This is a genomic window from Rhodococcus kronopolitis, from assembly GCF_042654025.1.
In the GTDB taxonomy this organism is placed as follows: Bacteria; Actinomycetota; Actinomycetes; order Mycobacteriales; family Mycobacteriaceae; genus Rhodococcus_G; species Rhodococcus_G kronopolitis.
The window spans coordinates 224,283-248,422 of the sequence record NZ_JBHSFO010000005.1 but is presented as its reverse complement, the minus strand read 5'-3'; the positions used below and the strand labels follow the sequence as shown (position 1 = coordinate 248,422).

Below are 24,140 nucleotides of genomic sequence, written 5' to 3'. Positions count from 1 at the left end.
CTAGGCTGGTGCCATGAGCCCCACGCTGAGCGAGATCGCCGCCGCAAAGTACGTGCTGCTGACCACCTTCCGCAAGGACGGCTCCGCGGTCGCGACGCCGCTGTGGGCGGCAATGGACGGTGACCGTCTGCTGATGTGGACGGTCACCGACTCGTACAAGGTCAAGCGGATCGAGAAGAACCCGCGGGTCACGGTCGGCCCCTGCGACGTACGCGGGAACCCGAAGGGCGATCCGGTCGAGGCGACCGCGGTGGTGCTCGACGACGCCGGCACCGAGCATGCCCGCGAGGTGATCGCGAAGCGCTACGGCGTGCTGGGCTGGCTGACGGTCAAGGGCAGCCTGCTCCGTCGTGGCCGCGCCGGGACCGTCGGCCTGGCGATCACCGCGGCCTGAACGGGGCTGGGCGAGGCCGATCCGACACACGGGGACGCCGGGTGCGGGCATTTACGGCCGTTCGCGTTCTAGCCTGGGCGGGTAGGGAACTCCGAGAGAAGAGGTCCAACCATGGCACTGCCCAACCTGACCCCCGAACAGCGCGCCGCGGCGCTGGCGAAGGCCGCCGCGTCCCGCAAGGCCCGCTCCGAGATGCGGGAGAACCTCAAGTCCGGGAAGCTCACCTTCGTCGACGTCCTCGACAAGGCGGACTCGGACGACCTCGTCGGGAAGACGAAGGTGCTCTACCTGCTCGAGTCGCTGCCCAAGGTCGGCAAGATCAAGGCCCGCGACATCGCCGAGTCCATCGGCATCCCGGAGACCCGGCGAGTCGCCGGGCTCGGCGCCCGTCAGCGCGCGGACCTGATCGCGAAGGTCGGCTGACCCCTGCGCATCCCGCCGCCCCGGCGCCGTCTCGGCGCCGGGGAGGCGGAGCTCACTCCGCCGCGGCGGTCGCCCACTGCGCGATCGCCAGGCAGGCCAGCGCCCCGGTCGAGGCGACCGCCCGGACGACGTTCCAGCGCACCCACGAGGCCTCGAACTGCGCCCGCACCGCGGCGAGGTCCCCGATCCGGTCGGGGTCACCGGCCGCGGCCAGCCTGTCGTTCATCGGCACGTTGATCCCCATCGTGACGGCCAGCACCGCCAGGTAGAGCACGAGCGCGGCCACGATCCACGGCAATGCGGGCCTGCCGAGGTGGGTGAGCAACGCGGCGACCGTGAAGACCAGTGCCCCGCCGAAGGCGACGCCGAACCAGCCGTTGAGGATGGCGACGTTGATTCGTTGCATCGACGCGACGAAGGTCCGGTCGTCGGTGGCGCCCAGTCCCGGCATCACCGACACCGCGTAGGCGTAGAACAGGCCCGCCATCAGCCCCATGAGTACGACGGCGGTCACCAACGTGCCGCCCCGCAGTGCGGTCCAGGTTCCGTTTGTGTCCATGGCTCGAGTCAACCCGGGATGCGGGAGACGATCCATAGCCGGAACGCGCAAAATCATGTGTAATCGTCTACCGTCGCAGGTATGGATGCGCTCGGTGGGCTGCTGGACGGACCGAGGGCGCGCGGCGCGTTCCTGCTGCGCTCGGTCCTCGAGCCGCCGTGGTCGCTGCGTATCCAGGACCGCGCGCCGCTGACGCTGGTGGTGATGGTCAGCGGCACGGCGTGGGTGTGTCACGACGGCGCGGAGCCGGTGTCGATGCGACCCGGGGACGTCGCGGTGGTCTGCGGGCCCGACGCCTACACCGTGGCGGACGATCCGGCCACCGTGCCGCAGGCGGTCATCCACCCGGGCCAGGTCTGCGCCACGCCGGACGGCGAATCACTCAGGGAGGCAATGACGCTCGGTGTCCGCACCTGGGGAAACAGCCCCGACGGTGCGACGGTGATGATCACGGGCACGTACGGGGCCGGCGCCGCGGTCGGTGACCGGTTGCTGAGCGCGCTCCCGCGCCTGCTGATCCTGCGGGACGACGAGTGGGACTGCCCGCTGCTGCCGTTGCTGGCCGAGGAGATGCTCAGGGAGGAGCCCGGTCAGGAGGTGATGCTGGACCGGTTGCTGGACCTGCTGCTGGTGACGGTGCTGCGCGCCTGGTTCTCCCGGCCGGAATCCGCGGCGCCGGCCTGGTACCGGGCACACGGCGACCCGGTGGTGGGCCGCGCGCTGCGGCTGCTGCAGGACAGTCCCGGACGCCAGTGGACGGTGGCCGCGCTCGCGGCCGAGACCGGGCTGTCGCGGGCGGCACTGGCGAGACGGTTCACCGAACTGGTCGGCGAACCGCCGATGACCTACCTGACCGGCTGGCGTCTCGCGCTGGCGGCGGACCTGCTACGCGAACCTGGCACCACGATCGGTGCCGTCGCGCGAAAGGTGGGCTACGGCAGCGCCTTCGCGCTCAGTGCGGCGTTCAAGCGGGTGCACGGCTTCAGCCCGCAGGAGTTCCGCAGGAGGCTGGTCGCCGTCGCGTAGCGCGGGTGACGCGTCGGCGCGGTCCGGTCGGATGAACGCAAGGGGTTGTCCACCCGACCGGACGTGCTGGGCCTAGGAGCCCGTGCTGCCGAAGCCGGAGCTGCCCGCGTCGGAGCTGCCTGCGCTGCCCGAGCTGCTGCCGTCGGAGCTGCCGTTGGAGCTGCCGCTGACGGGCAGCACGAGGCGGTCGGAGGTGTACGAAACCTGCACGGTGGGCCGGGTTCCGGCCGGTGCCAGGGTCTGCGTGCCGCCGGCCGGGACGAGGAACGATCCGCCGCCGCCGCCCGCGGTGGCACCGCCGCCACCGTATGCGCCGGCGCCGCCGCCACCGCCGAGTGCGCCACCGGAACCGCCGTTGCCGAGGGTGCCCGGGGTCCCGCCGAGTCCTTCGGCCCCGCCCGCCACATCGGTACCGGCCTTGCCGCCGGCCGCGGCAGGTGCCGGCAGCCCGGCGTCGCCACCGGCCGCGGTCACGGTGCCCGCACCGCCGCCGGGTGCGACGACGACCCGGGCGAGCAGGCCCGCGTTCCGGTCGACGGCCACCGATGCCGTGGACACGGAGGAGTACCCGCCGCCGGGCATCATGCCGAGTCCGCCGGCGCGGCCGGACTGGATGTACAGCGTCTGTCCGGGAGTGACGGGGAGCGTGGCCTCAACCTTCCCGCCTCGTCCACCGACCGTTCCGGCGCCGGTTCCGCCGACCGCGGTCACCTGCACCTGGGTCACGCCGGCGGGAATGAGCAACGCGTACTCGTCTGCGCCGATCCCGGGCACCGCGTCGTACGTGCAGGTGGTGTCGTAGTTCACGATGGAGCAACCGATGGTGGTACCCAATGCGGCGGCGGCCTGTGTCTGCGACTCCGACGGCGCCGCCGCCGGTGCCGCAGACGCCGTGCCCGCGCCGAGTGCGACGGCCGCGGCGGAGAGTCCCACTGCAGACGCCACTGCCAGGGAACGACGTCCCAGCCCCGAATCAATACTTCCTCGACCCAACATCAACCGAACCTCGCTGTATCGCTCCGGACCGGCGGCGGACGCCACCAGTCGAGCGAAGCATCGCACGACTGGCTCGGCCGGAAGAGGGGATTTGAGAATGAAATCTATTGGTGCGCAGCGTTATTGGGAAGTCAACGCATGGCAAAGGCCCATGTCGGCAATGTTGCCGGCATGGGCCCCCCTTGACCTGCTGGTGTAGCGGTCGTCGACCCCGCAGAGTCCCGGAATTGAACCGGGACTTGGATACGCACGTCCGCGTTTGACCACAGGACGAGGTGCAGCATGCCATGCGCGCCGGGGTAAATCCCGCGAATTGGACGATTGTTCACAACGATTCGGTGTGGGACCGGGTCAGTCCTCGTTGAAGCCGTGCAACCGGTCCAGTTCGCGACGTTCACGCTTGGTCGGTCGGCCGGCGCCGCGGTCGCGCTGTGGCACTGCCATCAGCACCTCCCGCGGCGGGGGCGGGGGCGTGCGGTCGATCAGGCACAGTGCGGCGTCCGCGGCGCCGACCCGCTTGCGCGTCAGCCGGACCGCCTCGACGATCCGCTCGACTCCGCCGACCCGGACCCGTACCTCGTCGCCCACCCGCACCGAGTAGGACGGCTTCATCACGGTGCCGTTGACCCGCACATGACCGGCGCGGCAGGCCGCGGCCGCCAGCGACCGGGTCTTGAACAGCCGCACCGACCAGACCCAACTGTCGAGACGCACTCCCGATGACTCTCCCGCAGACACGGGTCAATCCTAGGGCCACCGCAACGACACCGGTTGCAGGAACTCCCCGACTTCCTCCCGGGACCACCACGCGCCGCTCTCGGTGCGCTCGCGCGGGGTGGTGAACCGGTAGCGGAACAGCCGGGCCCGCACGAACGTCGGCGGCGCGTGCACGAACGGGTTGTGCCGTAGCAGCTTCAGGGTCGCGGCGTCGCCGCGGAGCAGACGTTCGACGAACGGCACGAACCAGGACCGGGCGTAGTCGGGGGAGATGGCGGCAAACCACATCAGCCAGTCCAGTCGCAGGTGGTACGGCGCGAACTGGCGCGGTCGCCGGTGCACGTCGCCGGGCTTGCCGCGGAACTCGTAGGGCTGCCACCGGGTGTCGGCGGTGACCACCTCCGCCGAGGTGCCCTCGACGACCACCTCGTACCGCAGTCGCGTCACGTGACCGAATGCGCCGTAGGTGTTGGCCAGATGCCACGGGTTGAACGAGGCGTTCATCAGCTGCCGGTGGGCGAACAGATTGCGGGCCGGCCAGTAGCTGAGCACCAGCACCAGTGCCGTCGCGGCCAGCACCGCGACCACGAAGGGGCCCGGCGTCGTGTCCGCGCCGTGCGGGACCGGCAGCACCGTGCCGAGGGCCGCGTCCGGGAGCACGGAGACCGCCAGCACGATCGTCGCCCAGTTCAGCCAGGAGAAGTTGCCGCTGACGACCAGCCACAGCTGCGTGACGATCATGACGGAAGCGGCGATGCCCGCGACCGGCTGCGGCGCGAACAGCCCGAACGGCACCACCAGCTGGGTGAAGTGGTTGCCGGCCGCCTCGACCCGGTGCAGCGGGCGCGGCAGGTGGTGGAAGTACCAGCTCAGCGGGCCGGGCATCGGCTGGGTCTCGTGGTGGTAGTACAGGCAGGTGAGGTCGCGCCAGCAGCGGTCGCCGCGGATCTTGATCAGGCCGGCGCCGAACTCGAGCCGGAACAGCAGCCACCGGACGGCGAGCAGGATCAGCAGCGGCGGTGCGGTGTCGGCGTTGCCGAGGAACACCGCGAGGAACCCCGCCTCGAGGAGCAGCGACTCCCAGCCGAATCCGTACCAGAGCTGGCCGACGTTGACGATCGAGAGGTACAGCAGCCACATCGTCAGCCACACCAGCATGGTCGCCGCCAGCGGCAGGCGGTCCGTCAGCCCGGCGGCGGTGACGGCGGCCAGCGCGGCGCCGGTCCAGCCGAGGGCGGCGAAGTAGCGGTCCGAGTAGTGCCACTGGAACAGGCTCGGATGCCGCCGGAACGACGAGCCGCGCACAAATCGGGGGACCGGCAGCATGCCGTCGGCGCCGATCAGCGGCCGGAACTGGCGGACCGCGCAGACGAACGCGACGAGGTAGAGGACGGCGAGGCCCTCCTTGAAGAGCAGTCGTCCAAGCGAGTAGTCGTCCGCGACAAACCAGTCCATCGCCGTCATCTCGAGAACAAGTCCCTGTGGCGGACGCTACACCGCTTGCGCCCCCGGTGAGCGCGGCAGCCGCAGCACCAGCCGGACGCCGCCGAGCGGGCTGTCCTCGAACGCGGCGGTGCCGCCGTGCAGCTCGGCCTGCTGACGCACCAACGTCAACCCCAGTCCCGAGCCGTCCGGCGCCGCGCCCGAGCCGCGACGGAAGCGGCCGAACACCTCCTCGCGTTCCCCGACCGGGATGCCGGCGCCGTCGTCGGTCACCGTGACGACCACCTCGTCGCGGCCGTCCCGGGCCGCGACCTCGACGACCCCCGCACCGCCGTGCCGGACCGCGTTGGAGATGGCGTTGTCCACTGCCAACCGCAGCCCGGCCGGGAGCCCGGTCACCGTCAGCGTCCCGGGCACGTCCAGCCGGATGTCCACGCCCCGGTGGGTCCGGGCCGCGTCCTGCACCGCCCGGTCGAGCAGTTCGGCGAGCTCGAACTGCACGAAGTCCGCCCCGGAGGACAACTCGCCCGCCGCCAGCCGCTCGAGCGCGTGCAGGGTGGCCTCGACCCGCCGCTCCGTGCGCAGCGCGTCGGTGAGGATCTCGTTGCGGGTGGCCGCGGGCAGGTCCAACGTCGTTGCGACCTCGAGGTTGGTGCGCATCGCGGTCAGCGGCGTGCGCAGCTCGTGTGCCGAGGCCGCGGCGAAGTCGCGGGCCGTCGCCAGCGCGGCCGCGGTGCGGGCCCGCTCGGCGGCGTTGGCCTCGAGAAGGTTTCGCAGCGCCGCGGCGAGTTCCTCGGCCTCCCGGGCCCCCGACGCCCGCGGCGGCGGCGCCGCGGGGTCACTGCCCAGCCGGCGGGTCTGCTCGGCCAGCCGGCGCAGCGGCCGGATCGCGACGCCGGCGAAGAGCCACCCGAGAGCGGCGGCGACCACGATCGCGCCGACACCGATCCCCAGCGTCCACCGGTGCAGGCTGGCGACGACGGACTGGACCGGCTCGAGCGGTGCGCCGACCGAGATGGTGGCGTCGATCCCGCTGACCAGCTCGACGGTCCGCACCCGGTACTGCGTCCCGTCGACCGTCGCGTCGGCCCAGCCGTCCGAGAGGTCGGGCAGCACCGCGCCGGTCGTGGAGAGTTCGAGGTTGCCCGCGCGCAGGGTACCCGCGTAGTCCGGTGGCAGCTGCGGCAACGGGCCCTGCAGGACCCGCAGGCTGGTCAGGTTGGCCGCGGCGACCTGGGCGACGGAGTCGAGTTTGCTGTCCAGCTGGGCGTGCGTCTGCTTCTCGATACCGACCCAGACCACCCCACCGAGCAGCAGCACGACCAGCGCGGTGCCGAGCGCGGCTGCGGCCGTCACCCGCAGCCGCAGCGATACCGGTCGCCGTCGCGCGCTCATCGGTCCCGCAACACGAACCCGACGCCCCGGACGGTGTGCAGCACCCGGGCGGCGCCGTCGATCTCGAGCTTGCGGCGCAGGTAGCTCACGAACACGTCCACCACATTGGTCTCGGTGTCGAAGTCGTATCCCCAGACGGACCGCAGCAGCGTCTCCCGGCCGAGCACGATGCCGTGGTTCTCGGCGAGCGCTGCGAGCAGGTCGAACTCGCGCTTGGTCAGTTGCACCTCGGTGCCTGCCACCTCGACCCGGCGGCCGAGCAGGTCGACGGCCAGCGGGCCGACGCAGACCGTGCCGTCGGTGGGCACGTGCTCGGGTTCCGGTCGTCGACGAAGCAGGGCGCGGATCCGTGCGACCAGCTCGCCGAACTCGAACGGCTTGACCATGTAGTCGTCGGCGCCGGCCTCGAGACCGGCGATCCGGTCGTCGACCGCGCTCCGGGCGCTGAGCACGCACACCGGGACGTCGTTGTGCATGGCCCGCAGCGCGGTGACCACGCCCACCCCGTCGAGCACCGGCAGGTTGAGGTCCAGCACCACCAGGTCCGGATCGTGCGCGGCGACGGCGGAGAGGGCGGCGGCCCCGTCCTCGGCGGTCACGACCGCGAAGTCCGAGAGCTCCAGGCCACGTCGGAGCGCGGTCAGCACGTCCGCGTCGTCGTCGACGATCAACACCTTCTGAACCTGAACCACTCCCTCATCTTGCAGTGTCCCCGGAGACTACGTGGGACAACAGGTCCCCTGATCGGCCCGGCTCAGGCCGCGACGGTCCGGTCCGCGATCAGGGCCTCCAGCGACTCCGCCCACTGCATGTACTCGTCCGTCCACTGTTCCGCCGGGTCGGTGGCGAAGAGCAGGACGTCGGGCTCGTCGCCGGGGTGGTCGCCGGGCAGCACCGACGCCATCCAGCCGCGACCGGGCTCGGTGATCAGCACCTCGCGCAGGTTCCTGCCGTCCGCGAGAATTGCGTCCAGCCCGCGGGCCCGCAGCTCCGTCGTCGTCGCGGTGACGCACCGCGCGTTCCAGACCGCCATCGATGTGACCGACATGACTCCTCCTGCGCCTCGAATTTCGCTGCCGGTCAGGCTGTTTGAATCTCCTGACCAGCTCGTATCCAAAGACTAGGGAGCGGAGTTTGTGGATCCGTTGCGGAAGGGTAAGGACTCTGTGAGAGTCGCAGATCACACGATCGCGTCGAGGTACAGCCAGCGCCCGTCGACGCGGCGGAACCGGCTGTGTTCACGCAGCGAGTCGCGGTGGCCGTCGACGACGTAGTGGGCCACGAACTCGACGGTGCCCTCGGTCTCGAACGGGCCGCCCCCGGTCGTGGCCAGCACGTCCAGTCGGGTCCAGCGCTGCTCCGGGTCGAGATCGAGCCGCCGCGGCCGGGTGCTCGGGTGCCAGCTGCGCAGCAGGTAGGCCGCGTCGCCGACGGCGAACGCGCTGTACCGCGAGCGCATCAGGGCCTCGGCCGTCGCCGGCACCGCCGTTTCCGAGTGGAAACGGCCGCAGCAGTCGCCATAGACGTCGCCGCTCAGGCACGGGCACCGCGCCCCGTCCTCGAGTCCCATCACTGTGCCGCGCTGATCGAGGACATGTGGAAGTCCGGGATCCGCAGTGGCGGCATCGCGGTGCGGGTGAACCAGTCCTTCCACTCCCGCGGCAGGGTCGCCTCGGTGACGCCGGCCTCGGTGACTCGGCGCAGCAGGTCCAGCGGGCTCTCGTTGAACCGGAAGTTGTTCACCGAGGCGGTGACCCGGCCGTCCTCGACCAGGTACACCCCGTCCCGGGTCAGCCCGGTCAGCAGCAGGCTGGCCGGGTCCACCTCGCGGATGTACCAGAGCGTGGTCAGCAGCAGGCCGCGTTCGGTGCGGGCCACCATCTCGTCGAGGTCGGCCCCGCCGCCCCCGGTGAGCAGCAGGTTCTCGCCCGGCGCCGCGACCGGGGCGCCGAACTCCTCGGCTGCGTGCCGCGGGTAGGCCAACGCGCCCACCACGCCCTCGGACACCCAGTCGACGCGGCCGACGTCCATCCCGCTGTCGAACAGCGAGACGGTCTCGCTCGATGCCGGAGCGGCCACGAACGGCGCGTACTCGAGGCCGGGCGCGCGCGGGTCGGAGTACAGGGTCAGCGGCAGGTCGGTCAGCCGCTCGCCGACCCGGGTGCCACCCGCGCGGGAGAGTGCGGTGCGCCCCTCCTGCGCGCCGCGACCCTCCATCGTCCACATCAGGTAGATCATCAGGTCCGCGACCGCCGACGGCGGCAGCAGCGTCTCGTAGCGGCCGGCAGGCAGCTCGACCGTCCGGCCGGACCAGCCCAGCCGGGTGTCGAGCTGACCCAGCAACGTAGCGACCGAGACGTCGCGGAAGTCGGCGGTGCCCACGCCCACCCAGGCGCTGGCGTCGCCCCGCTTGCCGTTGATCTCCACCGACCCGGTCGGCTGGGTGAACCGGCGCCGGACACCGGCAGAGGTCCCCAGCCAGGTGTTGTGGAGCTGGTGGTGGGCGAACCCGTACAACCGGTCGGCGCCGTCGAATCCGTCCGCGAGATCGGCTGCCACCGAGGAGAAGACGTCGATGCCGGTGCCGGCCGGGCCGTCGTGCCAGCCCGGGTCGACGCCGCCGGCGGGCAGCAGGTCCATCGCGTCCCCGGCCGGTTGCGCGGCCGCGGCGGCGGACTCGGATGCCCGCACCACGTCGGCGATCTCCGCCTCCTCGACGCTGCTCGAGGACACCGTGCCCACCCTGGCGCCGTCGGCGTCCCGGACGATCGAGGTGACCGTCCAGGTGCGGAAGGTCGAGATCCCGTTGGTGGTCATCGAATTCCCGGCCCACCGCAGCGCCGCCTCACTGGCGTCGGTGACGATCACGATCGACTCGTCGACGGTACGCAGCGCCAGCGCGCGTTCGACCAGGTCCTGTGCGGCGATCACTGTCCGGCCTCGTTTCGGGTGTTGAGCACGTTGACGCCGCGGAAGAGCGCCGACGGGCAGCCGTGGCTGACCGCGGCGACCTGGCCGGGTTGCGCCTTGCCGCAGTTGAATGCGCCGCCGAGCCGCCAGGTCGACGGTCCGCCGACCGCCTCCATCGATCCCCAGAAGTCGGTGGTGGTGGCCTGGTACGCGACGTCCCGCAGCTGACCGTCCAGCCTGCCGTCGCGGATCCGGAAGAACCGTTGCCCGGTGAACTGGAAGTTGTAGCGCTGCATGTCGATCGACCAGGACTTGTCGCCGACGACGTAGATGCCGTCCTCGACGCGGGCGATCAGGTCCGCGGTGCTGGTGTCGCGATCGGGGTCCGGTTGCAGCGACACGTTGGCCATCCGCTGGATCGGCACGTGGTGTGGGGAGTCGGCGTAGGAGCAGCCGTTGGAGCGGGTCAGCCCGAGGCGCGGCGCGAACACCCGGTCCAGTTGGTAGCCGGTCAGGATGCCGTCGCGCACCAGGTCCCAGTGCTGCGCCGCGACGCCGTCGTCGTCGTAGCCGATGCTGGCCAGGCCGTGCCGCTGGGTGCGGTCCGCGGTGACGTGCATCAGCGGCGTGCCGTACTTGAGGGTGCCGAGCTGGTCCGGGGTGGCGAACGAGGTGCCGGCGTACGCCGCCTCGTAGCCGATCGCGCGGTCGTACTCGGTGGCGTGCCCGATCGACTCGTGGATCGTCAGCCACAGGTTGGTGGGGTCGATCACCAGGTCGGTGGGCCCGGCGGTGACCGACGGCGCCTTGCCCTTCTCCGCCAACCACTCCGGGATCCGGGCCAGCTCGTCGTCCCAGTCCCAGCCGGTCCCGGACAGGTACTCCCAGCCGCGTCCGGCCGGCGGGGCCAGGGTGCGCATGGTCTCGAAGCTGCCTGCCGCCGCGTCGACGGCGGTCGCCTCGAGCTCGGGGTGCAGCCGCACCCGCTGCTGGGTGATCGTCGACCCGGCCAGGTCCGCGTAGAAGGTCTGCTCCTTGACCTGCAGGACGCCCGCGGTGACGTGGTCGACGCCGTCGGCGGCGGACAGTCGGCCCGAGTACTCGGTGAGCAGGTCCACCTTCTGCGCGGTGGGCACTGTGAACGGGTCCAGCTCGTAGTCCGAGACCCACACCGCGTCCCGATACACCGGTTCCGGTGCCAGCTCGACGCTTTCGCGGTTCAGCGACCGCAGCGCCCGGGCCACCTCGACGGCGCGGTCCGCGGTCCGGACGGCGGACTCCGCCGTGAGTTCGGCGGAGGAGGCGAAACCCCACGTCCCGTCGATCACCACCCGCACGGCCAGCCCGAGCTCGGCGCCGTCGACCGCGGACTGGACCGCGCCGTCGCGCAGCCGGATCGACTGGGTCTGCAGCCGGTGCACCCGCAAGTCGGCGTGGCTCGCACCGGCCGCGCGGGCGGCGGACAGCGCGGCATCGGCGAGGGTACGCAGGGGCAGGGCCAGAAAGTCTGAGTCGACATCGCGTGTCACGGTCACAGCCCCACACGCTACCGGTCGGCCGCCGGTGCGGCCGTTAGAGACCGAGTGAGGTGACGGCGTTGCCGTGCAGGCCGGCGTGCTGACGCGAGTAGATCGCGATCATCCGCTGGTCGGTGTGCCCGCTCTGGGTCATGATCTGCTCCGCGCTCGCGTCGTTGCGGACGGCCTGGGTGACGAACCCGGCGCGCAGACTGTGCCCGCCGAGTCGCGCGACGAACTCCTCCGAGTATCCGGCGGCCGAGGCACGCCGCTGGATCATCGAGGCAATTGCCTGACCCGACAACGCATTGGCACCCAGTGCGCCGGTTCGATGTACGGGCCGGAACAGTGAGCGGCTCGTCGGCTCCGGGCGTCCGAGCATGCCGCGGCAGCGATGGTCGAGCGGGCCGGACTCGGGCTCGGCGAGCAGTCGGCTCACGCCCGCCTTGCCGTCGGCGTCCCAGGCATCGAGGACCTCGCGCCACCGCCAGTACGAGCACACCGGGCAGGTGACCGGCGCGGTTCCGTAGGGGAGCGTGACCGTCCGGCCGGCGGCAGCCTGGTCGGTCTTCGACCTGCGGATGGTCACGTACAGCCCGTCGGCGCGGTGCGGGGCGACGTCCGCCACCGCGAGCGAAGCCAGCTCCGATCGGCGCATGGCGCCGGTGAGTCCGATCAGCAGCAGCGCCGCGTCCCGACGCTCGGCAGCGCGGTCGGCCCAGGATCCGGTGGCGGACAGCACGCGCATGGACTCGATCATGGTGCGTACGTCGTCGGTCAGCAGCGGCTCGCGTCGGACCGGCGGGGTGGCCCGGGTGCGGGCGATGCCGCGCAGGATCTCGCGCACCGCCGACGACTGCCCGGGCTTGGGATGTCCGGCGAGCGAATGGATCTTGTTGATCGAGGCGACCCACCGCGTCATGGTGGCCGGTGCGTAGGCGGATCGCCCGTCCGGCCGCACCTCGGACGACTTCTCCGTCAGGAACCATCCGACGACGTCGGGGGTCGCCGGCAGCGGTGCGCGATCGACACGTTCGCACCACCGGGTGAAGATCTTCCAGTCACTCATCTGCGCCGCCCGGGTGTTCGGGGAGACGGACTCGACCCGCAGCCGGTGCATCGCCTCGGCCGCCTCGGCCGGGATGGCGGCCACTGCTGCGGTGGCCGACCGGGATCCGATCGTGGGCTCCACGCTCGGCAGTTCCGTCACTGTGCTCCCTCCCCGGCGCCGCACCTCGAACAAGTGTCTGACCCAGCACGATACGCGGTGGCCCCGTCGGATTGGCGGCGCGGATCGGGTCCCGCCTTGCCGGGATGTCCGGTTGGGTGAATAGTCGGGCGATCGGGCGCGGAGATCCCCCATCGCCGATTCGGCGGGGGAGTGTCTGGGCATCCCCTATGGGCGGTGAGGATGCGTGTGGAGGTGGGTTGCGGGTACTGAATTGACGTGCAGTTAGTAAGTACTTACTTTTACACAGGTGTCGACACGCAACAAGATTCTGGCCGCAGCCCTCCACCTGTTCGGCGAACAGGGTTACGCGGGAACACCCGTGGCGCGGGTCGAGGGCGAGGCCGGGCTCTCGGCGGGTTCGGGTGGACTCTTCCGTCACTTCCGGACCAAGCAGGAACTGCTCACCGAGGCCGTCGAGTATGGGTTGGCGCAACGTGAGGACTGGACGCACCTGCTCGACCCAGGGTTCTCGATCGTCGGACGGCTCGACAGGCTCGCGCCGTCCGGGAGCCGTGTGGACCACGTCCACCTGCTGTGCGAGATGGTGCTGGCCCGGCTCGAGGACAACCGGGACCTCTCACGGGTCCTGATGCGGGACAACTCGATCGAGAGGTCCGTGCTGAGGAAGCTGCGTCGCGACGAGTACGACGTGGTCGTCCGGGTGGTCACCCGCGGGCTGGCGGAGCTCGCCGGTGACGACGCCGACTGGTCGGCACCCGCGTCGGTGCTGGTCGGCGCGGTCTCCCAGTTCTGGCTGACGTCCGACCTCCTCGACGGCGAGCAACCCAACCCTGCCGACACGCAGCGCCACCTGCGCGCGACCGCGGAACTCGTTGCCGCCCGGATCGACTCGTCGGCAGGTTCCCCGGATGTGCTCGGCGTGGGAACGCCGGGGGTCGACACCGACGACCTCCGGCTCGCGTTCGACGCCTCGGACCTGGCGGCGGAACTCGCGATGGTGCATTTCGAGGCCGGCGTCTCCGCGACCCTGAAGGACGACGGAACGCCGGTCACCGAGGCCGACCGGGCGGTCGAGCGCCTGCTCCGGGCGACGTTGACCGGGGAACGTCCCGAGGATGCGTTCTTCGGTGAGGAATTCGGCGAGCTCGGCGAGTCCGATCGGATCTGGATCCTCGACCCGATCGACGGCACCGGGCTCTTCGGCAGGTGTGATCCCAACTGGCGCATCCACATTGCGCTGGAGGTCCAGGGGATCATCCAGGTCGCGGTGGTCACGTCGCCGGCGCTGCGGCGCTGCTGGTGGGCGACCAGGGGTGGCGGCGCCTTCGAGTCGTCCTGGCCACGGGTGGACGGCGAGACGCGTCGCCTCGAGGTCAGCGCGACGGCGACGCTCGCCGACGCCGTGCTGGATGCGGTGGACAACGCGTCCCGAGCACGACTCCCTCGAGGTGTGGCGCACGCACCGGGGAGCCCGCTGCCACTGGTCGAACTCGTGCGCGGCGAGATCGACGCCTTCCTGGCCGAGCGCTACTTCAAGTGGGACCACGCGCCGTGGGTCCTCATTGTCGAGGAGGCAGGCGGCCGGTTCACCGATCGAACCGGTGGTCACGCGAGCGACCAGGGCGGCGGGCTGTACTCGAACGCCAACCTGCACGGGCAGTTGCTCACGTCGTTGCAGTACCCGACGCATTGATGCTGTTCGGACCAGCCGGCTTCACCGTTTAGATAGTTGTATCATGCAACTTGTTCTATTCTCGTGGGATGGACGTGACATACGAGGGGACCAAGCGGGAAGTTGCCACCGACAAGGGGGTGCTGCGGTACCACGAGGCGGGCGAGGGGCCACCGCTGATCCTGTTGCACGGCTCGGGGATCGGTGTCAGCGGCTGGCGGAACTATCGAGGGAATCTGGACGTGTTCGCCGAGCACTTCCACTGCTACGTCCTCGAGTTCCCGGGCTTCGGGGTGAGCGATCCCGTCGACGGGCACCCCGTGCTGACGGCGGGATCCGCGGTGATCCGCTTCATGGACGCGCTGGGCATCGAGTCGGCCGCGATGGTCGGGAACTCGATGGGCGGTGTGGTCGGCGTCAACCTGGCCATGAGGCACCCCGACCGGGTGCGCAAGCTCGTCACCATCGGCGGGGTGGGGCCGAACATCTTCAGCCAGAACCCGAGCGAGGGCACACGGCTGTTGCAGGAGTTCGCTGACAGCCCCAGCCGCGAGAAGCTGGTTCGCTGGCTCGAATGCATGGTCTACGACCGCGCCGTCGTCACGGAGGAACGGATCGAGGAACGCTGGGAGAGTGCCGGCGACCCGGCGTCCCACCAGACGCTCGCGGCGATGTACGGCTCCGAGGCGTTTGCCGCGCAGCAGCGGGCGATGGCCGAATCTGATGTGCCGCCGTACTGGTCGTCGATGCACAAGGTGAAGTGCCCGACCCTGCTGACGTGGGGCCTCGACGACCGGCAGTGCCCGCCGGACATGCCGATGGTGCCGATGCGGCTCATGCCCAACGCCGAGCTGCACGTGTTCCCGAACTGCGGGCACTGGGTGATGGTCGAAGCGAAGGAGGCGTTCGAGCGGGTGGCGCTCGAGTTCCTTCGCCGATGAGATGACGGCCCATCAGGCCGAACGCCACGCGATGGTCGTGGCGACGGCCTTGGGCCCGACTCGTGAGTGAGCGTACGACGAGAGGCTGCCACCGCGACCTTCTGGACGCGGTGGCAGCCTCGTGATCCCTCGGGCCATCACGGCACCATCATCCAGTTGCCGATGGCCTTGTCGATGTTCGGCGCAGTCATCGTCGTGACCAGCGAGACGCCTGGCCCGCGGGCTCCGGCGGCCGGATGCTCGCTTCGGATGCTTGTCGACGCTGGTGAGCGTGCGGGAAGGTCGTCCTCCGCAACCACTTTTGCCGTCACGTGACGCAACAATCCTGGGGTGGTGGGGTGCCCGGACCGTCGGCAACAGCTTCGCCGGTGCGGCCCCGTCTCACATTGCCGAATCGCGGCCAACACACTTTTTGAACCAGCTTTTCGGTCCGGATCCGGGTCCGATTTCACCGCGGGAATCTCCCATCTTGTAACTCACGATAAGTGGGGATTATGACGATCAAGATTCATCGTTTCATTACATCTCGCGTAACGTAACGCATGATGTAACGTAACTAAACAACAGAACATGCGGCGATGAGGGGAATGCGCGTGAACACCAAACCGGAGGACGCCGGCGAGAGTCAGTCGGACGAGCCGAAGGCGCGGCCGGGTCGGCCTCGCCAGTACGCCAGCGACGCGGACCGGGTCCGGGCCTTCCGGACCCGACGAAAGGCCCGCGAGCAGCAGGGCGAGATCGAGGCGCTCACAACCGCCACGCCGGGAGAGGCCGTCGGCACGCTCGAACGGACGCTCGAGGACCTCCGAACCGTCACCACCACCTCGATCGAGCAGTTCAACGTGTTCGCCCGGCAGATCACCGCGGCCGTGGACAAGCTCACCGACCCGGACGCCCTCGACGCGGCCCTGCATCGCGCGACCGTCGAACTCGAACAGACCAAGGCCAAGTACGAGGCGGACTTGGCGGAGCTACGGGCGCGCCACGAGGCCGCAGTGGAGGACCGGGCCAACGCCGACGCCGCGGTGGACGCCGTCGACGCCGAACTCGCCGCGGCCGTCGCCGATCACGGACTCGAGCTCGAACGACTGGCCACCGACCACGAGTCCCAGCTCCGGGAACTCGGGCAGACGCACGCAGAGGAGCTGCAGGCACTGAGAGAGAAGCTGGCGACGGTCGAGCAGGACCGCGACGCCCGACTGTCCGCGGCCGAGTCCGAGCGCGACGGGCTGCGCAGCCAGCTCCGCGAGGCACAGGCCCGGGCGGAGGCAGCCGAACTCCGGACCGTCAGCGCCGAACAACATGCCGAGCAGGCCGCCGCGGCGGCAGAGCAGCGGCTCGCGCAGGTGGTCGCCGCGTCCGACCAGCGCGTCACGGACCTGAGGGGAGCGGCCGACGATGCCGCGATCACCGCGGCGACGACCATCGCGCGGCTGGAGAAGTCCGTCGACCTCGAGCGGTCGGCGACGACCGTCGCCCGCGAACGCGCGGACGCACTCCGGGACGACCTCGAACGGGCCCGACTCGAGGCAGGTCAGGCCCGAACCGCGGAAGTGGCAATGCGCGAGCAGGTCTCGGAGCTACGGTCCGTGCAGCGCGACGGTCGGCGCACCGGACCGTCGGACAGCTCAGCCGAGGGGACTCTCGACTGACCCGTCCGTTGACCTACCGGGCCGGTGCGCCCAACCGATCTGACGTGCCGTCACCACTCCAGCGTCTGACCGTCCACTTGAACACGGGCGAAGAACCGCTTCCCTATGTCTGATCCATCTCGGTTGTAGCCGTTCATGATTTCCGCGAGTTCGCCGGAGAGGGCTCGCAGCGCGGCACTGACGCTCTCAACGCCGTCTTCGACGTCCCATCCCCAGTCCCTGGGGACGCGACAGATCGTGATGTCGATGCCGGCGTCATGGGATGTCTCGACGGTGAAGCTGATCCCCGGAGGAGCATCGCCGATCGGATCGATGACGGAAAGCTGTTCAGCTGTCGCGCTCGCCGGGAACATCACTCGCGCAAGGGAAATGTCTTCACGGATCATGTCTGCTATTCGCGGCAGACTGGCATGCCGGCCGACCCGGCTGTGGCGCACACCGTATGTACGGTCACCGCGGCCGTGCCCGGCGCGCGACTTGTTCAGAACGCGCTCGAGCATTCTTTGTGCTGCTGCCCGCTCAGCGTCCCCCGTGCGTGGGTGCTCGATCAGAGCTTGAAGGCGCGTGATGCGAAGGCTCGTGTTGGTGGCCACCCACGCAGGGTATCGCGCACCCAGTTTCCCGTTGCCGGCGTCGCGGGTGGTCTCGGTTCGGACTCCGCGCAGACTCCGACGGTGCCGGAAATTCGTTGGACGGGATCCGGATCGGATTGGTAGCTTTTCCCTGACCGCGACATCACGCCAGGAGGTGAGACCCATGAACGCAACAACCATGTGGGTGCTCCCACTCGTGTTCACGGTCGGCGACTGACGTAGGTGTCGCCGGGAGCGCCTCGCCAACAAGGCACTCCCGAAAGGCAACGTCATGCAATTCACTTCCGAGACATCCTCGAACGGTGTCGTCGAACGCAGTTTCACCCTGGACGAGATCACCGGCGTGCTCTGGTCGCCCACCTCCGGAACCGTCGGCGCACCGTTGCTGTTGTCCGGGCACTCCGGCGGCATGCACAAGAAGGCGCCGGGGCTGGTGGCCGGAGCACTTCACAGCGTCACCACCGACGGCTACACCGTCGCCGCCATCGACGCGCCCGGTCACGGCGACCGGCCACGAAACCTTCAGGACCAGCAGTGGGTAGAGGCCATCCGTCAGGCCCGGACGGCTGGCGAGCCGATCGCCCCGATCGTCGTCGACTACAGCAGGTCGGTGGCGGTGCGCGCGGTGCCGGAATGGCGGGCGACACTGGACGCACTGCAGGCGCTGCCCGAGATCGGCGTCGACGCGCCGGTCGGGTACGGCGGGGTGTCACTGGGCGTCGTGACCGGGCTGATGCTGGCGGCGGTCGAACCCCGGATCGCCGCCGTGAGTTTCGGCGGGGTGTTCGTGGACGACGCCCTCATCGAGGCGGCCGGCAGGCTCACCGTCCCGGTCGAGTACCGGATTCCGTGGGACGACGAGGAATACGACCGCGCATCCGGGATCGCACTGTTCTCCGCCTTCGGCTCGAAGGAGAAGTCGTTGCACGCCTACTCGGGCAGGCACTACCCGGTGCCCGAGTACGAGCGCGACAGTTCGGCCCGGTTCTTCACCCGGCACCTCGGCCGGGCCGCGGTGGACTCGGACTGACCTGAACAGGTGTCGGCGTCCGGGCCCCGTGCCGGCCGCCGACACCGCCTCAGGCGGTGAAGCTGCCCACCGTCGGCAGTGCCGTGCAACTGGCCCCGCCCTCGTAGCCGACACTGCCGAACAACGCGGCGAACACCTGTCCCTCGCCGGTCCGGACGGTCTTGGACATCGCCGGGAACGGGCCCAGCATGTCGGCGAGCGGCTCGATCCCGCCCCGGAACGTCGTGGGGTTGAACCAGGCCACGGACAGTCCCGAGGTCTTGGGGATGCCGAGGTATCCGGGCACGGCCTGGAAGTGCAGGTTGCCGCGCTCGACCCACGGCGGGATCGGGTAGTTCGGCCCCGCCTGCGCGGTCGCGACGGTGACGGTGATCGGATTGCCTGCGACTCCGCACCCCACGGTGGGCGCCGGGTAGAAGAAGTTCTGCGGCCGGGTCGACCCGAACTCCGGCAACGGTGGCAGGCCCGGCAGGAGCCCGGTGGCGCCGAGGACGCCGTACAGCGCGGCGACCGCCTCGGGCGACTGCTGGGTCGCCTGCCCGAGCAGTCCGGCCAGGGCTGAAGGGGGAGCGGACGCGCCGGACGCGGTGCCGGCGAACCCCAGCGTCGCGGCGGCCGCGGAGACCGAGAGCGCGACGATCCGGCGGGCGATGCGGTGCGGTCTCATGGTGACTCCTCGAGTTGTGTGCCGTTCCCGTGCGAGCTCCCCGACCGGTCCGGCCCAACGAACGGACCGACCCGGGTGAACTGCACCACGGCCAATGTCTCAATGTCAACTTGAGGTTTAGTGTCTGGGAGAGAATTCGGTCGCTCGTGCGTTGAACTGACAGGGTTCAACCGACAGCAACGTCGACCGAAGGGACACAGTGATGATTCTGGTGCTGTTCGTGCTCTATCTCGTCGTGGAGGTGGCGGCGGTGATCTGGGTCGGCAGCACCATTGGCGTGCTGTGGACCGTGCTGCTGTTCCTGGCCTGCTGGGCGGTCGGACTGTGGCTGGTGCGGTCCCAGGTCAAGAAGGTGTTCGATCAGTTCCGGCAGGCGGGCGCGGGTACCGCGTCGGCAGGCGGTGCGGTGGCCGACGGCGCGCTCGTCGCGGCCGGCACCGTGCTGATGATCGTGCCCGGACTGGTCACCTCGGCGTTCGGCCTGTTGCTGCTGATCCCGCCGACCCGTCGGGTGCTGCGGCCCGCGGTGATGTTGTTCGGCGGCCGTAGGTTCGCGATGGTCGCGGCCGCAGGGCAGGCCGGGGCCGGGGCCTACTCGCGCACCCGGCGGCACACCGTCGTGGACGGCGTCGTCGTGGACGAGGTGATCGTCGACGGGGTGGTGGTCGACGGCGACGAGACCGGGTACTGGCCCGGTCAGCAGCGGGTGATCGAGGGCGAGGTCATCGTCCCGGACCCCGACGACCGGCACCCGGGCGGTCACCGGGACAGCGCGGGCGGGCAGACTTGAGCCCCGTGAGCACCCAACTGTTGGTCAACGGACGCATCTACAGCCCCGCCGCCCCGGACGCCACCTCGATGGCCGTCACCGACGGCATCGTGGTGTGGGTCGGTGAGGACCGGCCCGGGCGTGCGCTGCACCCCGACGCCGAGGTCATCGACCTGGACGGGGCCTTCGTCACCCCCGGATTCGTGGACGCCCACGTCCACACCACCGCGCTGGGCCTGGCCCTGACCGGCCTGGACCTCGGCACCGCAACCTCGCGTGGCGAATGCCTCGAACTGCTCGCCGCCCACGCCGCGAGCCATCCCGACGCCGTCATCTGGGGCCAGGGCTGGGACGACGCCGGCTGGACCGAGGCAGGCGACGCACCGACCACCGCCGAGCTCGACGCCGCCGCACCCGGCCGCGTCGTGTACCTCTCCCGGGTCGACGCGCACTCCGCTGCCTGCTCGAGCGCGCTGCGCCGGGCCGCCGGCCTGTCGGAGGACGACCAGGCGCCGGTCACCGGCGAGGCCCACCACCGGGCGCGGACCGCCGCCCGCGACCTGCTCACCGCGGCGCAGCGGACCGTCGCCCGCACCGCGGCCCTCGACCTGGCGGCCGCCAACGGCATCGTCGCCGTGCACGAGTGCGCTGGCCCCGACATCGCCGGCCTCGACGACCTCGCCGAGCTGCTGGCTCACCCGCACGGCGTGGAGGTCCGCGCCTACTGGGGCGAGGCCGTCCGCACCGCGGAGGAAGCGACCGCCCTGCTCGCGAAGACCGGAGCCCACGGCCTCGGCGGCGACCTGTTCGTCGACGGGGCGATCGGCTCCCGCACCGCGTGGCTGTGCGCGCCGTACGCCGACCGCCCGCACACCGGCACCAGTTACCTCGATGTCGACGCGATCGCCGCGCACCTGCGGGCCTGCACCGAGGCCGGCATCCAGGCCGGCTTCCACGTGATCGGCGACGCCGCAGTCGCGGCCGCGGTGACAGCCTTCGAGCGGGTCGCCGACGAGCTCGGCGCCCCGGCCGTCGCCGCCCGCGGTCACCGGCTCGAGCACGTGGAGATGATCACCGTGGAGCAGGCCGCCACGCTCGGGCGCCTCGGCGTGATCGCCAGCGTCCAGCCGGCCTTCGACTCCGCGTGGGGCGGCGACGACGGCATGTACGCCGAGGCGCTCGGCGTCGAGCGGGCCCGTACCCTCAACCCGTTCGCCGCGATGGCCGCGGCCGGCGTCTCGCTCGCGCTGGGCTCCGACGCACCGGTCACCGACCTCGACCCGTGGGCGATGCTGCGCGCGGCCGTCAACCACCGCACCGAGGGGCACGGGCTGTCCCCCCGCGCCGCCTACTCGGCGGCCACCCGCGGCGCGTGGCGGGCCGGCGGTGCCCGCGACGGGCTGTCCGGCACCCTGGTGCCCGGCGCTCCGGCGTCGTACGTGGTCTGGGAGGCGGGCGAGCTGATCGTCAGCGCCGCCAAGGACTCCGTGCAGCGCTGGTCCACCGACCCCCGGTCCCGGGTGCCCGCGCTGCCGCACCTCGAACCGGGCAGCCCGAACCCCGTCTGCCTGATGACCGTGCACCGCGGCGTCACCGTCTATGAGCGCTGAGTCGCTCCGGAAGTACCTGCCGACGCTCCGCGACAGCCTGCTGGCGGTGATCGCCGGGCTGCTGCTGTTCGCGAGCTTCCCGCCCCGGCCGACCTGGTTCCTCGCGCCGGTCGGGGTGGCGCTACTGGTGTTCGTACTGATCCGGACCCCCCGGCGGCTGCGCGGCGGGTTCGGGTACGGATACCTCGCCGGACTCGGGTTCCTCGTTCCGCTGCTGCCCTGGGTGGGGGAGTACGTCGGCCCGGCGCCCTGGCTGGCGCTGGCGGGCATCGAGGCGCTGTTCTTCGGTCTCTTCGGCCTCCTCGCCGTGGTGCTCGCGCGACTGCCCTTGGCGCCGCTGTGGCTGGCGTGCGCCTGGTCGTTGACCGAGTGGCTGCGTGCGAGCGTGCCGTTCGGCGGGTTCCCGTGGGGCCGGCTGGCATTCGGCCAGCCGGACAGCTGGCTGGTGCCGATCGCGAGTATCGGCGGCGCGCCGCTGCTGAGCTTCGCGGTGGCGCTGACCGGCACCGGTCTGGCGGCCCTCGCGCTCGCCGTGGCCCGTGACCGGTCACCGCGCGGATGGATCGCACCGGCCGCGTGGACGGCGGTGATGCCGCTGCTCGCTGCGGCGCTGTGGCCGACGCTGCCGGGCATGGACGACACCGATTCCGCCTCCGGGAACCGCACCGTCACCGTCGCGGCGATCCAGGGCAGCGTGCCGCGACTCGGGCTCGAGTTCAACGCACAGCGGCGCGCGGTGCTCGACAACCATGTCCGCGAGACGATTCGACTCGCCGACGACGTCGACGCCGGCCGTCAGCCGCGTCCGGACATCGTGGTGTGGCCGGAGAACGCCTCGGACATCGACCCGCTGCGCAACGCCGACGCGGCCAGTGCCATCGAGGCGGCCTCACGGGCCGTCGGCGCGCCGATCATGGTCGGCGCGGTGCTCGTCAACGGCGATGGCACCACCACGAACTCGGTGATCGTGTGGGACGCGGACACCGGCCCGCAGGAACGTCACGACAAGAAGATCATCCAGCCGTTCGGCGAGTACCTGCCGTACCGCGACTTCTTCCGGCACCTGTCCTCGTACGCCGACAAGGCCGGGAACTTCGTGCCCGGCGACGGGAACGGGGTGGTGCAGGCCGCCGGGGTGCCCGTCGGCGTCGCGACCTGCTACGAGGTGGCCTTCGACCGGGCGCTGACCGAGGCGGTCCGCGACGGTGCCGAGCTGATCGCGGTGCCCACCAACAACGCCACCTTCGGCGACACCGAGATGACCTATCAGCAGCTCGCGATGTCGCGGGTGCGCGCGGTCGAGCACGGCCGCGCGGTCGTCGTCGCCGCCACCTCGGGGGTCAGCGCCATCGTCGCGCCGGACGGTTCCGTGCAGCAGTCCACGCCGCTGTTCGCCCCGGCCACCCTCGTCGCGCAGGTGCCGCTGCGGGCCACCGACACGCTCGCGACCCGGCTCGGCCCGATCCCGGAGTACCTGCTGTGCCTGGCCGCCGCGGCGGCGCTGGGTGTGGCGGTGCTGCGGCGCCGCCGCGGCGTCACCGAGCAGTAGCCGGACACGACAACGCCCCGGAGGGAAATCCCCTCCGGGGCGTTGTCGGTTCGCCGGCTGTACTTGCTACGCGCCGCGACGCTTGGTCTTGAGCAGGTCGAGGCGCTCCTTGAGCAGCTCCTCGAGCTCCTCCACCGAGCGACGCTCGAGCAGCATGTCCCAGTGGGTGCGCGGGGGCTTGACCTTCTTGGCCTCCGGCGCGGTGCCCTCCATGAGGGATCCCTCGAGGCCGTTCTTGCACATCCAGGTGCCGGGGATCTCGGCCTCGTCGGCGAACGGCACCTCGTAGATCTCGCCGTTGCTGCAGCGGTACTTGGCCATCCGCCGGGGCGCCAGATCGTGGTCACGGTCCGTCTCGTAGCTGACCGCTCCGAGTCGGCTACCCCTAAGTACGCGATCTGCCATGCTGGTGTCCTCTCCTCCGCTTGCCCTACAAAGCTCTGGTCACGCGAGCGCGCCTGAATCGGCGGACCAAGCGTTCACACTCACCTACAACGCCACGGGCATCCGATTGGTTCCCGTGCGCAGCGCAGATGTAGCCACCATCTTACCGGGTGGGGATCCGGCCGTCGGCCAGTACAGTGGCGGACTGTGGCGAGCCCTTCGAGAAGACCCGAATCGTGCGTCTGGTGCGGTCGCCAGGTGCCCGACGCCGGCATGGGGCGACGGCGCCGGTACTGCCGGCAGTCCTGCAGGCAGCGCGCGTACGAACAGCGCGTCGCGGTCAAGGGCACCTCGATCGCACCCGACGCCGTGGTGCTCACCGCGGACGAGGCGACGGCCGTGATGGACCGGATGTTCGCGGTCCGGTGCGCCGCCGAGGACGTCGCCACCGCCGCAGGCGAGGACGCGTCGCCCGCGGAACTCGCGGCGCTGTGCGCCACCCTCCTCGAGCTGGCGAACGAGGCCGAGCGCCTGCGCTGACCTGCGCAGACCCCGAACTCTCGGCCGGGTGTCCGAACCGGCGCGTATCGTCGGCCGCATCAGCGACAACGCGGGTTCCGGCGTGTTGAATCGGCGCGGACCCGTTCCCGTGGTATCGGCAAAGTCACCCGGCGACCACCCGCCCCCGATACCCTTGACTA

Annotated in this window: 26 protein-coding genes; 11 read left to right on the top strand and 15 right to left on the bottom strand. The window is 70.8% G+C overall.

The window, feature by feature from the left end:
• The first annotated feature begins 13 nt into the window (after window positions 1–13).
• Window positions 14–394, top strand: coding sequence for a PPOX class F420-dependent oxidoreductase (locus ACFO6S_RS12380; protein WP_378417328.1), 381 nt, complete (start codon window positions 14–16; stop codon window positions 392–394).
• Window positions 395–505: 111 nt separating this feature from the next.
• Complete coding sequence (mihF, locus tag ACFO6S_RS12375; protein WP_378417326.1) at window positions 506–817, top strand: integration host factor, actinobacterial type; 312 nt, start codon at window positions 506–508, stop codon at window positions 815–817.
• A 52-nt stretch (window positions 818–869) separates the two neighbouring features.
• Here the strand turns inward: mihF and ACFO6S_RS12370 are convergent, their stop codons facing one another.
• Entirely contained in the window at window positions 870–1,376 is a 507-nt protein-coding gene (locus tag ACFO6S_RS12370) for an anthrone oxygenase family protein (protein ID WP_378417324.1), read from the bottom strand.
• 81 nt (window positions 1,377–1,457) lie between these two features.
• Between ACFO6S_RS12370 and ACFO6S_RS12365 the strand changes: the two genes are divergently transcribed.
• Complete coding sequence (locus ACFO6S_RS12365) at window positions 1,458–2,402, top strand: AraC family transcriptional regulator (RefSeq protein ID WP_378417322.1); 945 nt, start codon at window positions 1,458–1,460, stop codon at window positions 2,400–2,402.
• A gap of 72 nt (window positions 2,403–2,474) precedes the next feature.
• Here ACFO6S_RS12365 and ACFO6S_RS12360 read toward each other — a convergent pair whose 3' ends face one another.
• From ACFO6S_RS12360 to ACFO6S_RS12315, 10 genes are all read right to left on the bottom strand, one after another.
• The gene (locus ACFO6S_RS12360) at window positions 2,475–3,335 is read right to left on the bottom strand and encodes a hypothetical protein (protein ID WP_378417320.1); all 861 of its coding nucleotides are present in this window, start codon (window positions 3,333–3,335) and stop codon (window positions 2,475–2,477) included.
• A 414-nt stretch (window positions 3,336–3,749) separates the two neighbouring features.
• A complete protein-coding gene (locus tag ACFO6S_RS12355; RefSeq protein ID WP_378417319.1) occupies window positions 3,750–4,136 on the bottom strand; it encodes an RNA-binding S4 domain-containing protein in 387 nt (128 codons plus the stop codon).
• A 9-nt stretch (window positions 4,137–4,145) separates the two neighbouring features.
• Entirely contained in the window at window positions 4,146–5,570 is a 1,425-nt protein-coding gene (locus tag ACFO6S_RS12350) for a lipase maturation factor family protein (RefSeq protein WP_378417318.1), read from the bottom strand.
• Between the two features lie 36 nt (window positions 5,571–5,606).
• Complete coding sequence (locus ACFO6S_RS12345; RefSeq protein WP_378417316.1) at window positions 5,607–6,953, bottom strand: sensor histidine kinase; 1,347 nt, start codon at window positions 6,951–6,953, stop codon at window positions 5,607–5,609.
• Window positions 6,950–7,645, bottom strand: coding sequence for a response regulator transcription factor (locus ACFO6S_RS12340; protein ID WP_378417314.1), 696 nt, complete (start codon window positions 7,643–7,645; stop codon window positions 6,950–6,952). The genes ACFO6S_RS12345 and ACFO6S_RS12340 overlap by 4 nt, the downstream gene beginning before the upstream one ends.
• A gap of 62 nt (window positions 7,646–7,707) precedes the next feature.
• Window positions 7,708–8,001, bottom strand: a complete 294-nt coding sequence (locus tag ACFO6S_RS12335; protein ID WP_378417312.1) for a hypothetical protein — start codon at window positions 7,999–8,001, stop codon at window positions 7,708–7,710.
• A gap of 132 nt (window positions 8,002–8,133) precedes the next feature.
• Window positions 8,134–8,523: a YchJ family protein gene (locus ACFO6S_RS12330; RefSeq protein ID WP_378417310.1), complete on the bottom strand. Its 390-nt coding sequence runs from the start codon at window positions 8,521–8,523 to the stop codon at window positions 8,134–8,136.
• The gene (locus ACFO6S_RS12325; RefSeq protein ID WP_378417308.1) at window positions 8,523–9,884 is read right to left on the bottom strand and encodes a metallopeptidase TldD-related protein; all 1,362 of its coding nucleotides are present in this window, start codon (window positions 9,882–9,884) and stop codon (window positions 8,523–8,525) included. Before ACFO6S_RS12325 ends, ACFO6S_RS12330 begins: the two co-directional genes overlap by 1 nt.
• Window positions 9,881–11,398 (bottom strand): TldD/PmbA family protein, encoded by a 1,518-nt coding sequence (locus tag ACFO6S_RS12320; RefSeq protein ID WP_378417307.1) that lies wholly within the window; start codon window positions 11,396–11,398, stop codon window positions 9,881–9,883. The genes ACFO6S_RS12325 and ACFO6S_RS12320 overlap by 4 nt, the downstream gene beginning before the upstream one ends.
• A gap of 37 nt (window positions 11,399–11,435) precedes the next feature.
• Window positions 11,436–12,590: a site-specific integrase gene (locus ACFO6S_RS12315; protein ID WP_378417305.1), complete on the bottom strand. Its 1,155-nt coding sequence runs from the start codon at window positions 12,588–12,590 to the stop codon at window positions 11,436–11,438.
• Window positions 12,591–12,858: 268 nt separating this feature from the next.
• Between ACFO6S_RS12315 and ACFO6S_RS12310 the strand changes: the two genes are divergently transcribed.
• Window positions 12,859–14,265, top strand: a complete 1,407-nt coding sequence (locus tag ACFO6S_RS12310) for an inositol monophosphatase family protein (RefSeq protein WP_378417303.1) — start codon at window positions 12,859–12,861, stop codon at window positions 14,263–14,265.
• A gap of 68 nt (window positions 14,266–14,333) precedes the next feature.
• The gene (locus ACFO6S_RS12305) at window positions 14,334–15,185 is read left to right on the top strand and encodes an alpha/beta fold hydrolase (RefSeq protein ID WP_378417301.1); all 852 of its coding nucleotides are present in this window, start codon (window positions 14,334–14,336) and stop codon (window positions 15,183–15,185) included.
• Window positions 15,186–15,322: 137 nt separating this feature from the next.
• Here ACFO6S_RS12305 and ACFO6S_RS12300 read toward each other — a convergent pair whose 3' ends face one another.
• Window positions 15,323–15,496, bottom strand: coding sequence for a hypothetical protein (locus ACFO6S_RS12300; RefSeq protein ID WP_378417300.1), 174 nt, complete (start codon window positions 15,494–15,496; stop codon window positions 15,323–15,325).
• Window positions 15,497–15,778: 282 nt separating this feature from the next.
• On the opposite strand from ACFO6S_RS12300, the gene ACFO6S_RS12295 reads away from it, so the two are divergent.
• Entirely contained in the window at window positions 15,779–16,837 is a 1,059-nt protein-coding gene (locus ACFO6S_RS12295) for a coiled-coil domain-containing protein (RefSeq protein WP_378417299.1), read from the top strand.
• Between the two features lie 50 nt (window positions 16,838–16,887).
• On the opposite strand, the gene ACFO6S_RS12290 is transcribed toward ACFO6S_RS12295, so the two are convergent.
• Entirely contained in the window at window positions 16,888–17,430 is a 543-nt protein-coding gene (locus ACFO6S_RS12290; RefSeq protein ID WP_378417297.1) for a hypothetical protein, read from the bottom strand.
• 271 nt (window positions 17,431–17,701) lie between these two features.
• On the opposite strand from ACFO6S_RS12290, the gene ACFO6S_RS12285 reads away from it, so the two are divergent.
• On the top strand, window positions 17,702–18,460 hold the full coding sequence (locus tag ACFO6S_RS12285; RefSeq protein WP_378417295.1) for a dienelactone hydrolase family protein: 759 nt from the start codon (window positions 17,702–17,704) through the stop codon (window positions 18,458–18,460).
• Window positions 18,461–18,509: 49 nt separating this feature from the next.
• Here ACFO6S_RS12285 and ACFO6S_RS12280 read toward each other — a convergent pair whose 3' ends face one another.
• Entirely contained in the window at window positions 18,510–19,127 is a 618-nt protein-coding gene (locus ACFO6S_RS12280; protein ID WP_378417294.1) for a hypothetical protein, read from the bottom strand.
• A 202-nt stretch (window positions 19,128–19,329) separates the two neighbouring features.
• Here ACFO6S_RS12280 and ACFO6S_RS12275 point away from each other — a divergent pair, with 202 nt between their 5' ends.
• Genes ACFO6S_RS12275 through lnt form a run of 3 tightly spaced genes read left to right on the top strand, consistent with a single transcriptional unit; the run spans window position 19,330 to window position 23,055 of the window.
• Entirely contained in the window at window positions 19,330–19,917 is a 588-nt protein-coding gene (locus ACFO6S_RS12275) for an FxsA family protein (RefSeq protein WP_378417292.1), read from the top strand.
• A gap of 5 nt (window positions 19,918–19,922) precedes the next feature.
• Window positions 19,923–21,506, top strand: coding sequence for an amidohydrolase (locus ACFO6S_RS12270; protein WP_378417290.1), 1,584 nt, complete (start codon window positions 19,923–19,925; stop codon window positions 21,504–21,506).
• Complete coding sequence (gene lnt, locus ACFO6S_RS12265; protein WP_378417288.1) at window positions 21,496–23,055, top strand: apolipoprotein N-acyltransferase; 1,560 nt, start codon at window positions 21,496–21,498, stop codon at window positions 23,053–23,055. The genes ACFO6S_RS12270 and lnt overlap by 11 nt, the downstream gene beginning before the upstream one ends.
• A 66-nt stretch (window positions 23,056–23,121) precedes the next feature.
• Here the strand turns inward: lnt and ACFO6S_RS12260 are convergent, their stop codons facing one another.
• Window positions 23,122–23,460 (bottom strand): RNA polymerase-binding protein RbpA, encoded by a 339-nt coding sequence (locus ACFO6S_RS12260; protein ID WP_378417287.1) that lies wholly within the window; start codon window positions 23,458–23,460, stop codon window positions 23,122–23,124.
• 186 nt (window positions 23,461–23,646) lie between these two features.
• Between ACFO6S_RS12260 and ACFO6S_RS12255 the strand changes: the two genes are divergently transcribed.
• Entirely contained in the window at window positions 23,647–23,979 is a 333-nt protein-coding gene (locus ACFO6S_RS12255; protein WP_378417285.1) for a hypothetical protein, read from the top strand.
• Window positions 23,980–24,140 lie beyond the last annotated feature (161 nt).